Source organism: Blautia sp. AF19-1 (genome assembly GCF_003479155.1).
Classification (GTDB): Bacteria; Bacillota; Clostridia; order Lachnospirales; family Lachnospiraceae; genus Fusicatenibacter; species Fusicatenibacter saccharivorans.
The window spans coordinates 1-14162 of record NZ_QUGQ01000036.1; the positions used below are offsets into that span (position 1 = coordinate 1).

11 protein-coding genes and 2 pseudogenes are annotated in these 14162 nt (G+C 40.8%); 1 reads left to right on the plus strand and 12 read right to left on the minus strand.

Annotated elements, in window-relative coordinates; translation table 11 throughout:
- Window positions 1-45: 45 nt before the first annotated feature.
- The 12 genes and pseudogenes from DWX26_RS16095 to DWX26_RS16145 form a co-directional block, all read right to left on the minus strand.
- Window positions 46-228 (minus strand): annotated as a pseudogene (locus tag DWX26_RS16095) (DEAD/DEAH box helicase family protein); the annotation flags it as partial.
- 501 nt (window positions 229-729) lie between these two features.
- Entirely contained in the window at window positions 730-2013 is a 1284-nt protein-coding gene (gene ltrA / locus DWX26_RS16100) for a group II intron reverse transcriptase/maturase (RefSeq protein WP_118601765.1), read from the minus strand.
- 536 nt (window positions 2014-2549) lie between these two features.
- Window positions 2550-2981, minus strand: a complete 432-nt coding sequence (locus DWX26_RS16105) for a HEPN domain-containing protein (RefSeq protein ID WP_055268375.1) — start codon at window positions 2979-2981, stop codon at window positions 2550-2552.
- A complete protein-coding gene (locus DWX26_RS16110) occupies window positions 2968-3309 on the minus strand; it encodes a nucleotidyltransferase domain-containing protein (RefSeq protein WP_118601766.1) in 342 nt (113 codons plus the stop codon). Before DWX26_RS16110 ends, DWX26_RS16105 begins: the two co-directional genes overlap by 14 nt.
- 270 nt (window positions 3310-3579) lie before the next feature.
- A pseudogene (locus DWX26_RS17790) lies at window positions 3580-3678 on the minus strand (DEAD/DEAH box helicase family protein); the annotation flags it as partial.
- Window positions 3653-4087 carry a hypothetical protein gene (locus tag DWX26_RS16115; RefSeq protein ID WP_118601767.1) on the minus strand — a complete coding sequence of 145 codons (435 nt, stop codon included), beginning with the start codon at window positions 4085-4087 and terminating at the stop codon, window positions 3653-3655. The pseudogene DWX26_RS17790 and the gene DWX26_RS16115, both read right to left, overlap by 26 nt.
- A gap of 91 nt (window positions 4088-4178) precedes the next feature.
- Complete coding sequence (locus tag DWX26_RS16120) at window positions 4179-4784, minus strand: YczE/YyaS/YitT family protein (protein ID WP_082424688.1); 606 nt, start codon at window positions 4782-4784, stop codon at window positions 4179-4181.
- Window positions 4785-4924: 140 nt separating this feature from the next.
- On the minus strand, window positions 4925-5773 hold the full coding sequence (locus DWX26_RS16125) for an MBL fold metallo-hydrolase (RefSeq protein ID WP_158555036.1): 849 nt from the start codon (window positions 5771-5773) through the stop codon (window positions 4925-4927).
- A gap of 21 nt (window positions 5774-5794) precedes the next feature.
- Window positions 5795-7354 carry a carboxylesterase/lipase family protein gene (locus DWX26_RS16130; protein WP_055227701.1) on the minus strand — a complete coding sequence of 520 codons (1560 nt, stop codon included), beginning with the start codon at window positions 7352-7354 and terminating at the stop codon, window positions 5795-5797.
- A 68-nt stretch (window positions 7355-7422) separates the two neighbouring features.
- Window positions 7423-7584: a helix-turn-helix domain-containing protein gene (locus DWX26_RS17980; RefSeq protein ID WP_118601768.1), complete on the minus strand. Its 162-nt coding sequence runs from the start codon at window positions 7582-7584 to the stop codon at window positions 7423-7425.
- 57 nt (window positions 7585-7641) lie between these two features.
- A complete protein-coding gene (locus DWX26_RS16140) occupies window positions 7642-10485 on the minus strand; it encodes a beta-glucosidase (RefSeq protein WP_118601769.1) in 2844 nt (947 codons plus the stop codon).
- A gap of 101 nt (window positions 10486-10586) precedes the next feature.
- Entirely contained in the window at window positions 10587-12284 is a 1698-nt protein-coding gene (locus tag DWX26_RS16145; RefSeq protein ID WP_055220729.1) for an extracellular solute-binding protein, read from the minus strand.
- An 865-nt stretch (window positions 12285-13149) separates the two neighbouring features.
- On the opposite strand from DWX26_RS16145, the gene DWX26_RS16150 reads away from it, so the two are divergent.
- Complete coding sequence (locus DWX26_RS16150) at window positions 13150-14004, plus strand: AraC family transcriptional regulator (protein ID WP_117510987.1); 855 nt, start codon at window positions 13150-13152, stop codon at window positions 14002-14004.
- The last annotated feature ends 158 nt before the right edge of the window (window positions 14005-14162 follow it).

Here is a 14162-nt window from a genome sequence, read left to right on the forward strand (position 1 = left end):
TTCCGACTACTCTATTCTCCCCAGCATAGCTGGGGGATTAGACTTTTCATTTAACTGTGCAATGACGTTTGCCATTGTAAACGTCTTTCCGGAGCCGGTGACACCCAGCAAAGTCTCACATTGATTGCCCTCTTTGAATCCTTTGACCAGTTTTTCGATCGCCTGAGGCTGGTCTCCGGTGGGTTGGTATTCGGAATGAAGTTTGAAGATTTGTTGTGAATTCTGCACAAAAACACCTCCTGGTTTTTATATCAAAAAAGTTCGTCTATCAGGCAGAAATTCGTCGAAGCACATTTCCTGATTTTACCCGAATACACATCTCGACGAATTTTGTTCACCACCCGATATTTTATAGACTGATAAAAAGTAGTAAAACTAACGTGGACGAATTAACACTCAAATGTAAGAGATATTATATCATGGAAATTTAAAATTGTATATATGATACGAACATTAGTTCTTCAAAAATTCATTTACATTTATCATTGTATCCAGAACACTTTCCGTATCCAGCTCCTTCTTTTCCGGTAATACTTCTTCCATATAAGAAAGCAATTCCGGCGGAATCTCCTCAGCTATAATATTTCCATTGTGGTATGGGGAGCATCCGTTGCGCTTATTAGAATAATATACCTTTACAATCGAGTAGGAGAAAATTCCTCTTGATGAGGAATTTTCGACCTCTCACACCACCGTGCGTACCGTTCGGTACACGGCGGTTCAATCAACTTAACATGTAACACACCTTTCAGTGTAATAATCTAACATTGAGATTAGTCCAAATGAGGCTAATCTCTTGTTTGTTATTGCTATATTTACAGCACCACAGCTACATACATGAGCATAGGCTCTTGAACAATAACCAACTTTGTATGCTGTAATCCTGTCCATTCCAAGCTTCATCAAATTCTTTGCACGATTCTGCGGAGTTTTCCAGTGTTTCCATATGCACATACGAAGTCTATACCGAATATTTGCATCTAATTTCGCACATAAGATTTTCATACTACCTATCTTGAAGTAGTTTATCCAACCTCGGATAAGCTGATTGAGCTTCTCTACCTTATAGCTGTTGCTGACGCCCCAACTACGACAGGTGAGTCCTTTCATTCTTTTCTTAAACTTCGCTACTGATTTTGCATGCGGTTTTGCCTTAAACTGATGTGCTCTTGAATCAAAGTAGAATCCAAACCCAAGGTATTTAAGTCCACTTGGTCTATCTACTTTGCTCTTAGTCATGTTGACTTTGAGCCCTAGTTTCTCTTCGATGAATCGTGAGATATTTCTCATAACTCTGTTTGCAGACATTTCACTTCCAACCATGATAATACAGTCATCCGCATATCGTACAAAATTAAGCCCTCTCTTTTCCATTTCCTTATCCAGTTCGTTCAACATGATGTTTGCCAGTAGCGGCGAAAGGTTTCCTCCTTGCGGTGTTCCCACAATAGAGTCCTCATACTCATCATCTATCATGATTCCGCTGACTAGGTATTTCCTAACAATAGAGATGACATCTCCATCTTTAATCGTTCTACCAATAATAGTCATCAACTTATCATGATTTACTGTGTCAAAGAACTTTTCCAAGTCAATGTCTACAATCCAGTCATTACCATCATTCATCATATCAAGTGCTGTTAGGATTGCTTGCTGTGCACATCTATTCGGTCTAAATCCGTAGCTATGGTCATGGAACTGTTCCTCATAGATTGGTGTTAAGACCTGTGCAATGGCTTGTTGTATCAATCTGTCTGTTACTGTTGGTACTCCCAGGTTTCTGACACCACCGTCTGGCTTTGGTATCTCCACTCTTCGTACTGGTTGAGGTTTATATTTTCTTGTCCTCAACTGTTCCTTGATAATTTCGCCGTCCTTTACAAGATGTTCTTTAAGTTCTGTGTACTTCATTCCGTCCACTCCCTCGGCACCTTTATTTCGTACGACTTGCAGATATGCTCTGTTGAGATTATCGCTGGATAGTATCTGCTTCATTAGACTACTTGTGTCCATGCGTTCTTTCCTTTCCGTCTCGCTTGATTTGACCACCCTTTTCCCGATTGGTTACGGCAGATGTTGTCATTTCTGCAATACGAGACATACTCAAACTTATTGATTGTTCGCCCCTTCGCTCCATCTCCATTACAGAGACTTCTTCGCTACTATGGGCTCGGCTGACTTCTCACAGTTCGTTGTTACTAGGCTAATGAAACCTCTGTGAGACCTCCACGCTTAAGGTGCACGCTCTTTCCTCTCATATATCCGCCACATTTACTCGGTTCCTACAAACGGCAACTTTACGGCTTTGTCTTATTTAGCAGACTTACCAAGCGGAACCTAGCCTCATATGTGATTTCTGTCCGTCGGACCAAGAGTTTGCTTACAGCTTCCTTCAGATTCTACCTTACGATAGACACCCTTGCTGTTCAACTATACACTTCCTTGTCGCCTAGGCGTGTTCGGGACTTTCACCCGTTAGAGCGCGCCCATGGCGCGCAAACTAAAATATCCCTCAGGGCTTCATACCCTGAGGGACATCCTCATTCATTTTAATTTTCCTTTTGCTGTTCAAGCTGTTCCAGACAATATTTTTCTGCCAGAATTATAAATTCATCTGCAACTGAAATCTGCCGTTCTGATTCTTCTTTACTTGCAATATAAAAATCATCATAATCGCTGGCATGGCGAATCTCTTCTGCCTGTCCGATTTTCCTTCCCATTTCTCTTGGAAACACTGATGTTTTCACATAATCCTTATTGAAGTTAGCCACAGCATCCTTATGCCTTTTATATGCTTTACCGCTTACAGCATGTACTGCATTAATTGCATGAAAAATAGAATAGTATGCCCTGTTATTGGCTCCTTTATAATCTTCAATAGAAAATAATGCTCTTGCTGATTTCAGATCATTTCGGGCTGTTTCCAGACGATATAACACCAGATCCCGTCTAGTACCGATTTCCTGATTATGCTGCTCCATACAAAACTACCCCTTCTTTATGAATATTGGAATAAAATGGATAGTTCACAATCCACTTGTTAAAATGTGCTTCACTTTTTGCAACAGGCTTAATATCCGTGTCATGATCCATATTAAAGTCATAGGTCATGTACGAGAGCTGTTGTGCATATGCCTTTAATTCCAGATCTGACATATCTACCAGAATCATAATGTCCACATCAGAATCCGGACGGAAGTCACCCCTTGCATAAGAACCATAAAGGATTATCTGACGTACATGGGAACCATAAATCTTCTTGACCTCTTCCACATACTGTTTAATTAAATCCTGCATAATCTTTGGCATACATCATCACCTCATTTTCTGCTGATAATACTATAAGTTTCTCGATTCACAAATCTTTCTTCTTGATTTTATTATAACCAGTTTACCTTCGTTTCTCAATCAGTATTTTCCATGTATCAATTTTACTACTTTCTTCGACGAATTTTGTTCACCGTTATAGCCAATCCATCATGTCCATTTACTTTTAACGCATCGTTTATTATGCTTTATATAGTATTATTTTACCTTTCCAAATCAATATATGGTATGCAAATTAATATCAAGATACTAGGAGACAAAGTATTCCACTGCGTTTTCCGGGAAGAATTCCTTAAACTCACCATACAGCTGTGCTGCAAGTGTTTTATTGTGCGCTATGATCAAGGTTGGCTAAAAGCCCCATTAACAAGGCAAAGACCATCTGCATATGGATCCGTGTCTCCTTCGATGCTTCCAGCAACAGTTTTACCTGCTCCAAAGTATATGTTTTAGTCTCATCTACAATAATCGTATAATACTTTGACTTTTTTACTCCTTTTGACAGTTCCAAACCTTCACAGGGATTCGTCATAATCAACCTTTTCGATAATGCGTATCTCATAGAGGTATTCATAATTGTTCTTGCCCTTTTAGGAATAGCAGAATATTGTTTTACAGGTTCTTTATACATTTTCATCAGATACCCTTGATTGAGCGCAAGCAGCCTCAGACCGCCAATTCCGGGAATAATATGTTTCTGAATACAGTCCCTATAATTATAATAGGTATTCGCCGTAAATGACATATCAGATGGAGACATTCTCCATCTGATATACTATTATACAGATACGATTATTTCAATATATGACTAAACCCCAACAGTTTAGCATCGTAATACCCAATTGCCACCTTTAAAAAGATAACTGTATCTTTTTTTCATAAATATTAATAATTCTTCCTATGAATAAGGCTGTCAGTATGGTTCCTATACCAAGACCATAAAAAGGGGTATGATTAATTAAACATAAAATAATAGTGACAAACACAAGTGTAATATCAAAAGTATTTTTCACTATTGAAAAAGGAAAAGAGAAGACTTCTGAAATAGTTTTTACAATACCATCAGTTGGTGTTAAAATAAGATTTGTTTTCACGCTTAAAAATACGCCCATTGCAGTAATGAACATCGTCATAATAAAACAAATAACCCTTAAGTATAAACTTAACGATAATGTAGGAATTATAAAATCATATAAATCAGTCAACCAACCAAAAGCAAACGATAACGGAATTTCTAAAATAAAAGTAACTGTGATCTTTTTGGATAAAATACATTGAATAATAACAAATATTAAGTAACAGATAATAGAAGCTGTTCCTAAAGAAATGTTATAGATTTGTGATATTGAATACATCACAGAACTAAAAGCAGCAACTCCTAAATCAAAGCGAACATTTAATACAACAGCAAAAGCTATTAAATTCAAACCAAGAAAATACAAAAAATATTTTTTCATTCTTATTACCTCATCATGTCTATGGTACTGTAAGCCACCAGAACCGGAGATTCTGCCTTGATGGCACACTTATAAAAAGCCCAAAGGTCTTGATTTCAAGGCTTTCAGGCTTAAGTTAACCCCAGCGGAGTCTGTTGTGTTTATCTTACTGGAATTTCACCTTCATCTATCAGTCTGTCTGGGGAAAATACAATACGGATTCTTCCGTCTGTCGCAACCTTGCAATCTCCGTCAAACGCATTCTTACCGCCATCCTCGATTTTCGCAGTTCCTGAAAGGATATTCTCACAGATGCGTATCGCTGTATTCATGATGCTATGATCCATGGAACCAACGAAAGGCATTCCCGCATATCCCACATGGCCATTAAAATTGCGGTCAAATTCACTTTCATAGGACTTGATTTTATCCAGAGCTCCCAATAGTGTATTAATACTGTCTCTGCAGAGCAGATTACCATTGCAGGCATCTCCAGAAAACAGGATTCGCTCTTTCCGATCAAGGAAACAACAGCCTCCCGATGTATGACCCGGTGTCTCAATTACCTCGATACTGCGTCCCCCCAGCTCAAACACCATCCCCTCCTTCAAAGGAAGACATTTTGGCATCTTTTGTATCCGCCGGATATCCGCAGGGCTACAGTCATACACATCGTAAGCTCCCATATTTCCCAAAAGTTCCACATAATCTGCGATGCTATCATAATTTATCGGTTTAAGACTATCCTCATCTTTTTCGTGAATATATACCTCTTCAAACTGAGCAGCTCCTCCGATATGATCCGGATGTCCATGTGTCAGCACTACATCATAGGGAAGCGGAGTCAGCCAGGAAATCAGCTTTTTCAGGTCTGTCATTCCGACACCCGTATCGATGAGTAATGCACGTTCCGTACCTTTTAACAAAAACATGGCTGTCATACCAGCCTCATTGATAACCCAGGTGTCTTTTGCAATCTCCGTCACCTGATATGTAGTCAGCTTTGCCATATGCATTCCATCCTTTCCGCATCAGTGCATAAATACATTTTCTGCATCCTCATCTAATGGTACAGTAAATGCCGGAGCATGTTTAACAAGAAGCTCCATCAGCCTGTGGTCATAATTATCTTTAACTTCGCAGATATTGTCAAAAATCATAATTGCCTCTTTACCTGGCTCACATACCGGCCACTGCGGAAGAGAAGGAACGGAAGGATTTCCGTATCTCGCAAAGTTTATCCAGGCACCACATATTCTCTCCTGCAGGCGGTCTGTTTCTCCCGGCACATTGCAGATAGGAATTCGGTCAATATTATGGAAAACAAACGGGATTTCAGAGCAATGCCATGCCAGTTTTCCTCCCTCATATGGGAATTCATAATTAAACATGTAGGAATATACGGGAGCTTCCTTATGTACTGACTTCTTCGCAATGAAATCTTTCGATGCATAACGGAAAATATAATCCAGCGACAGAACATCTACAAGGCGATTATTCGGATATGCTTTTTCGAATTCTGCTGCAATCTCTTCTGCATCCTCCTGAAAGCATTTTTCCAGAAGTTTCATCGTTTCCTCACGGGTCAGTTCATCCCTATTCTCCAGAACCGGCTTGAAATCAAATTCTCCAAAAACGCTACCCACTATCACCGGAATCTTTTTTGCTCCATCGGTAAATCCTACTCTGCGCGGATCACCGGCATACCATGAATTTGCTCTCGGCTCTCCGCCCACGTAGAGTCCTTTCTCCTGCAGCTTGGGTGACACCTTATTATATGCTTCCGCAAGGAAATAGTAAGGAATCGTTTCCAAATCCTCAACGGATTCCAACTTCAATTCCGTCAGAAGGGCCTCCACAATTGCGGTACCGTCATCCTCTGCCTCTTTTTTACCTTCTTCTATTACGCCGCTCTGGATAATCCCCTTATGGAATAAACCTTCTGCAGCCGGTGTATTCATCAGGGAATAAACTTTCATTCCACCACCGGACTGACCAAACAGGGTTACATTACCTGGATCTCCGCCAAAACTAGCAATATTGTCCTGAATCCAATGAAGGGCTGCGACCATATCTGCATTTCCCACATTAGCAGAATTGTAGTATTTTTCCCCATAAGCAGATAAATCAAGATATCCCAAAATATTCAGACGATGGTTCAATGACACGACAACCACATCTCCGTACTCACTCAGATGATCTCCCTCATACGCCACCTGTTCAATGGATGAGCCTGCAAAGAATCCACCTCCGTGCAACCATACCATAACCGGTTTTTTTGCTTCCGGATCCAGACTCTGTGTCCAAATATTCAGATACTGACAATTCTCATCCATTGGCCAGTAACGATGTGGGATCATAACCTCCATCAACGGATGATCCTGCATCAGCATAGGACACACATAACCGTAGGCCAGAGCATTTTTAATACCTTTCCATGGTTTTACCTCTCTGGGCATTTGAAAGCGATCAGCATCAGCATACTTGATGCCATGGAAAGTGTATGTAGAATTCATCTTAAATCCCCGTATCTTACCCGCCTTAGTCTGAACTACCGGTTCTGCCTTACTACAGTAAAAACAATCTCCCATTCTGTATTCCACCTTTCTTTAGTAATTTTATGTATATCTTATTTCATTACCATTTTGTCATTTTTTTGTTACCGTTTTATTACATCTCTATCTCCACATACAGTTTGCATATTGGTCTCTTCCTGTATTGCAGCCCGATACTGAGAGGGAGTCATATGATAATACTTTTTAAACACACGAAAAAAGTTTTCCGTATTTTCATATCCAATCTCTTTTCCGACTTCAGTCATCCTCTCATTTTCTAAACTTTTTCACCTCATTATGCAATAATTGTTGATACCCATCTACTATAATCCCATACATTTCAGAATGATCCGAAGATTATGGACTGCACATCTTTGCACATCTCCGAGACACAGACGAGGTTTCTTATCTAAATGTCCTTTGTATCCGATTGCTCTGCCATCATCTAAAATAAAAGCAACTTCCTCATTGGCCGGGCATATCTTTGGCACAAAACTTGCCGGATCATTGAAAAATGTTTTCATATCATTTGCCTGCATGTAGACTTTTTCCCCATCAACCAAAATCTCTCCATCCTTCATCTCGGCAGTATGTCCTTCACCCAGAGGTGCCATGACTGTATCCGGTCCTTCCGGATCAACCGTAAAGGAATTCCAGCGGGCTGCGAAAACCGGTGCAAATGGTACTTCCTGCACCATAATTACCTGCCCACGTTCATCAAACTCCGGCATAACTGTTCTCACAGCCTGAAGAATATTCATGGCCCTTCCTTTTCCTCCCGGCATAATCAAATCATTTCCGGCATGCATGGATTTCCAGGGTGTACTGCTGCCTCCGTTCCAATCAGTCATGATCAGACCTTCAAATCCCCATTCTCCGCGGGCAAGATCCGTACATAAGTCATAACTATCTGCTGTAGGAACACCGTTGATCAGATTGTAGGAACTCATGATAGACAACGGCTGAGATTCCTGAATAGCAATTTTATAGGGTTCCAGATAAATCTCCCTCAGTGCCCGCTGACCAATCACAGAATCCACAGCATTCCGATTCGTCTCCTGATTATTAGCTGCATAATGCTTAATGCATCCACCTCCTCCTGGCAGGCTCTGAAGACCGCGTACCATTGCTGACGCCATCTTTCCAGATATGAGAGGATCTTCAGAAAAATATTCAAAATTTCGTCCGCACATAGGATCACGCTGAATATTCATTCCTGGTCCCAGAAGCAAATCAATCCGCATTGCCTGCATATCTGCTGCCATTCCGCATCCTACCTGTTCCAAAATTTCCGGATCAAAAGACTGAGCAAGAAGCGTACCCACCGGCCATGCCGTACAGTAATGGTATACCTGTCTCTTTTCCCCCGATTCCAGATCGGTTGCCTCAAACTGCTGTGTGATACGCACACCGCCCGGACCGTCTGCCAATACAATAGAAGAAACACCATAACTTTCCAGTGCGTGTGTTGTTTCCCCTGCCGCTCCAGGTACAGATTCCGAACTGGCTCCAATCACAGGATTGTTCTCATCCTGCACACCCCAGCCTGTACCACAGCAAAGATCCGCCAATTGTGCAGCATCAAGCTGTGCAGCAAATTCTTCCATTGACACTCTGCCCGAAGCCACATCATTCAGCTTCCATTCTTTCTTTTCCACATACCGTACTGTTTCGTAAGGCATAACCGGCTGATAGCTGGTATCTGTCGCATATGTAACCACCTTTTCATCGCTATAGGCTGAACGCGAATCCAGCGTTTCCGGTATCTGCACAGCCAGAAGAACCGGTACATCCTTCCATATAGTTTCATCCTTTCGGTCAGTTAACCCCTTCTTTTCCTCCAAAGTTTCCGTTAACGGAAGCTCCACCAATACCTGTTCTGTCAAAGCAGTTTGTTCCAGCCGAATCTTGCACACCGGTTTTGTATCTCTGGAAGAAGTACCGATACGCACTCCATAATCTCCTTTTGACAGAATATAACCTCCTGCATTTTCACTATAAGATGCAAGATTACGCAGCGGTATGCGGATTTTGATATCTTCCTTTTCGCCCGGTGCCAGTAACATCGTTTTTTGGAAACCTTTCAGCTCCTGTTCCGGCATATCCATCTCCGATACCGGTGCAGAAACATATACCTGCACAACTTCACGTCCGGCAAACGCTCCTGTATTTTCTACTGTTACGCCAAGAACCAGTGTATCCTCATCCAGCGATGCCTCCAGATTTCCCAGTGCAAATGTCGTATAGGAGAGTCCATAACCAAAAGGATAACCCGGCTCAACATTAAATGTATCAAAGTAACGATAACCTACATAAATTCCCTCCGTATATACTGCCTTATTAAAATCCTGAAGGAAATTGCCTGCCGTAGGATAATCTTCATATTTTTTTGCCCAGGTTGCGGTCAGCTTTCCTGACGGTGTTGCCTTACCTGTGAGAATATCGGTAACGGCGGCTCCTCCCTCCTGTCCTGCCTGCCCCATGAGAAGAATAGCATCCGCACAAGCCGCCTCCAGATCCTGCACCGATATGGAGCCCGGAACATTCAGCACCAGTACCAATGAGGAAAAAGCTGACCGCAGCTTTTTAAGATTATCCATCTCCACTGCAGAAAGCCTGTAATCTCCAATTTCATACTTTTTATCCCCAATGGATACTTCTTTTTTCATGAAACGATCATTTCCCTCACCGGAATTTCTCGAAATGACACAAATAGCAGTTTCTGTTTCTTTTGCATATTCTTCCAGTTTTTCTGTTGTCAGCGGTTCCTCCGGAAACGCAAAAACACTCATGACCTGGTCCTTCATCTCTCTTTTGGCCAGATCATAGCATCTGGCCCACGCCATCTGCTGTTCCCGGTTCACAATCTCAAAACCTTCTGTTTCCATAGCATTCAGAATATTAATATGATAACGCAGAGACTGATCCACATCCTGATCACCACCGCCGGAAAGACCGCCGTTAAAAGGATCTCCCGATCCCGTTCCGCCGCGGATTGTTCTGGCAGCTCCGTTTCCAAACAAGGCAATCTTTCCCCTGCCCTTTAACGGAAGAACCCCATTTATGTTTTTTAAAAGTACCATTCCCTGCGTCGCCGCTTCTCTCGATATTGCAGCACCGCTGATCTCACGTTCGGACATCGGCGGATATATCGTATTACTTTTCATATTTTTTCCCTGCCTTTCATTTCTATTCCCCTCTTATCCATTTATGAAAAGAACCTGACTCCTTACGAATCAGGTCCCTTTATCAGTTTCCATATTTTTGTTTATGAAATTTTTTCTGCCAGGAAATCTGTCATCATCTGTTCTGTTTCTTCCAATCCATTAGCCTCATAATCCGCAATCAGCTTATCCCAGTTTGCATCAAAATTATCTACACTTTCTGTTACGCACTTAATCAGTCCCGGCCATGCAATCTCATTCAGAATTTCCACATTGTTCGTAATCTCCTGCGGTGTCGCATATGCCCAAAGTGGGGAATACGGCGGTGTTTCGAATTCATCTGGCTGCGGGAAGATATCGGTCAGCATCTCTACATTCCATGCTTCACAAGCTGCCTTCTGCTCCTCGTTATACTCTGCAATTACAGATTCTCTCGTAACAGGTGTGTAAGGATTACCATTTTCATCCACTGCACCGTCTCCATAAATCGGAAATCCCGTATAATTGCCAATACCAGTATTTTTTCCGTAATCCGGATCAGAACTTGCTTTTGCAATCTCTTCTTCCGTACGATATCTCATTCCATTCTCATCTACAAAATAGTTTTCTCCTTCAACACCCCATTTGTAAAGTACTGCACCCTCATCGGAGCAGAGATAATCAAGGAATTTAATTGCACGAACCGGATCCTCACAGTCCTTTGTGATTGCCAGTCCGTATCCAACCTGAAGACCCTGATACATCAGTGTGGGTGCCTTCGTCTCAGCATCAATTGTCACAGGAAGCGGACAATATGTTTTATCCAGTTTTCCTTCTGCTTTCAATGTTGCTTCCGCCTGTCCATAATGCCAAAGTGCATCAGTAATAGCTACAACACGTCCGCTGGCAAGCTTTGCAATGTAATCGTCATCTGTCTGTGTTGCAAAGTTTGGATCCAGAATTCCCTCATCATACATACGACTCAGCCATCTGAAATATTCTTTTTCTTTATCACTCACATGCTTGTAAATGCAGTTATAGTTATCATCAACAAGCCAGGAACCGTTATCCGGTGCACCATCAGCAATAAATCCAGCGGGATTACTGAGTGTAATGAGCCAGTGCCAGTCAGCAGCACTCATGGAAATACCAATGGTATCCAGACCATCATCGGTTTTAGGATGTGCTGCCAGGTACTGCTTGATCAGGGCTTCATACTCCTCCAGAGTCTTAGGATATTCATAATTATTTTCCTTAAGAGCTGCGTACTGTATCTGGCAGTTTCCTCCGGTTGCCAAAATCTGGTATCCTACACCAGCATAAGAAAGCTGATATATTCCTTCATCTCCAGAACCCCATTTCAGCTTTTCAAACTCATCGCCGTACATTTTTTTAATATTTGGACCATATTCCTCGATCAGATCTGTCATATCAATAAGTGCACCTGCCTCATACAGACTGTTTACACTTTGCTTAGCATAAATCATATCTGGATATTTGTCCTCAGCAATCATCAAAGATATATCCTCGTCAGGATCGCCTGTACTGGATACCGGATAGGAAATATCCAAAGTCACACCTGTGGCTTCAGTAATCGCCTGAGCAACAGGATTTTCCCAGTTACCATTTTTTCCGTCTGCATTGTAGTACTTGAAAGTTATAGGTGACAAATCATCCTTACTGTCCCCAGTACTGCTCTCGCTGTTTTCATTCTTGCTGCTTTCGCTCTTACTGCTTTCCGTATCCTTGGAGCCACATCCTGCCACTGTTCCAACGCAGAGTGCTGCTACCATAAGCAGAGCTAAAATTTTCTTCCTTTTCATGTTATTCCTCCCTATATTCTTAGAAAGTCCTACTATAAGGCCAAACATTTGAGATTTTACAATACCTCTATTATTTGTCTCTCATTGCAATAACTCTCCAAAATTATTTTAGATTTTCACGCGCGTTTTTACTTATCTAAAAGATATCATGGATAGTATATTGGAAGATATAGAAGAATTAACCTTTAAATTTAGAAATATTGACTAATCATTTTTGTAAAAAAAGGTACACCCGTGCGAACCTTGAAAATTTCATATAAAACAATAAATTTATGTCAGGAAATGGTATAATGATCTCAGATTATTTGTGAGGTGATCCCATGTCTTTTGCTAAGAATGAATAATTTCTTATTCACAGAAGAAGGGACCAGGGTTATCAGCTGTCCTGCCGGAAATGCCCCGAAAAGCTGCAGCTATATCAAGCAGACAGGGCAATGCCGGTCAGAGGACTTTTAGCCACAAAGCTTCGGTTCGGAATTAAACTTGCGGCATTGAATTTTAAGAAACTGTCAGCATATCTGGACAGTCTGGATCAGTGCGCCTTACTTTCAGCAAACAGCTAAAAAAGTAACAAAGAATCTGAATGTATGTTAATGGAAAACACTACTAATATGAAATATTTGTTGTCTTATATGAAATTTTCAAGGTACGTTAGTTAATGAGTTACTATAAAACGAGTGTTTTGACACCCATATCATACTTATTAGACATTTTTAAATTAATCTGATATACTTTACATGAGTTCTCGCAATGAGAATACTACACATATCTCTATGGGATACAGAAATGCGTACTACGTTTATTGATGACGGAAAATAATCACTCTCTCCTATTTGATTGAAATCCAGACAGGGAGGTATAACGAATGAAAGATTATGGAATTTATGAAAAAGTAAAACTAAACGGAATCGTTCCTGGACGATTGATTCGCCATACCCGGGCGGACAGTGCAATCATAAAAAGTCACTGGCATCCAGAGTTGGAAATAAATACGGTTTTTGAAGGCTCTTCCCGCTTCTTTATAAATGGAAGAATTGAAGATGTAACGCCTTCACATGTTGTTGTGATAAACAGCAGAGAAGTCCATTCGTCTATCCCTTTTTTTCCACAGGGCGGGATCTGCGTTACAGGGGTTACGATACAAATCAGCTACGATTTTCTAAAAAAAGTGATTCCAGATTATGATAACTGTTACTTTATTCTTAACAATATGGCAGAACGGAAGATACAGTTACTTCTTGAAGAAATGAATAAGAAATGTAAAACACAAGATGCAGCATATATGAATATTTATGCAATCAAACAAATTTGTGAAATTGTGTATATTCTTGCAACAGAATGTTGTATGAAACGGGAAAAGTTCGAAGCGACAAGTTCGGAAAGTTTTCAGCGTTTTGAACATGTTCTTAATTATGTTCATGAAAACTACAGCAGCAATCTCAAGACCAGTGAAGTAGCAGAACGTTTTTTCTTCTCCAAAGAATATTTTTGCCGTTTATTCAAAAAAAATACAGGTATGACATTTAATCAGTATGTGACACAGTGCAGGGTTATTCATGCAGAACAATTGCTTAAGGACACAAACACACGGATCTCTGAAATCGCTCAGGAGGTGGGCTTTTCGGATGAGGGAAGTTTTATCGCTCAGTTTAAAAAATATTATTCGAAAACCCCTGGAAATTATAGAAAAATGATAACAAAAAATCCATTTTATGATTAGGGGGTCAAAAGATACACCCGTGCGAACCTTGAAAATTTCATACAAAACAACAAATTTATGTCAGGAAATGGTATAATGATCTCAGATTATTTGTGAGGTGATCCTATGTCTTTTGCTAAGAATGAATAATTTCTTATTCACAGAAGAAGGGACCAGGG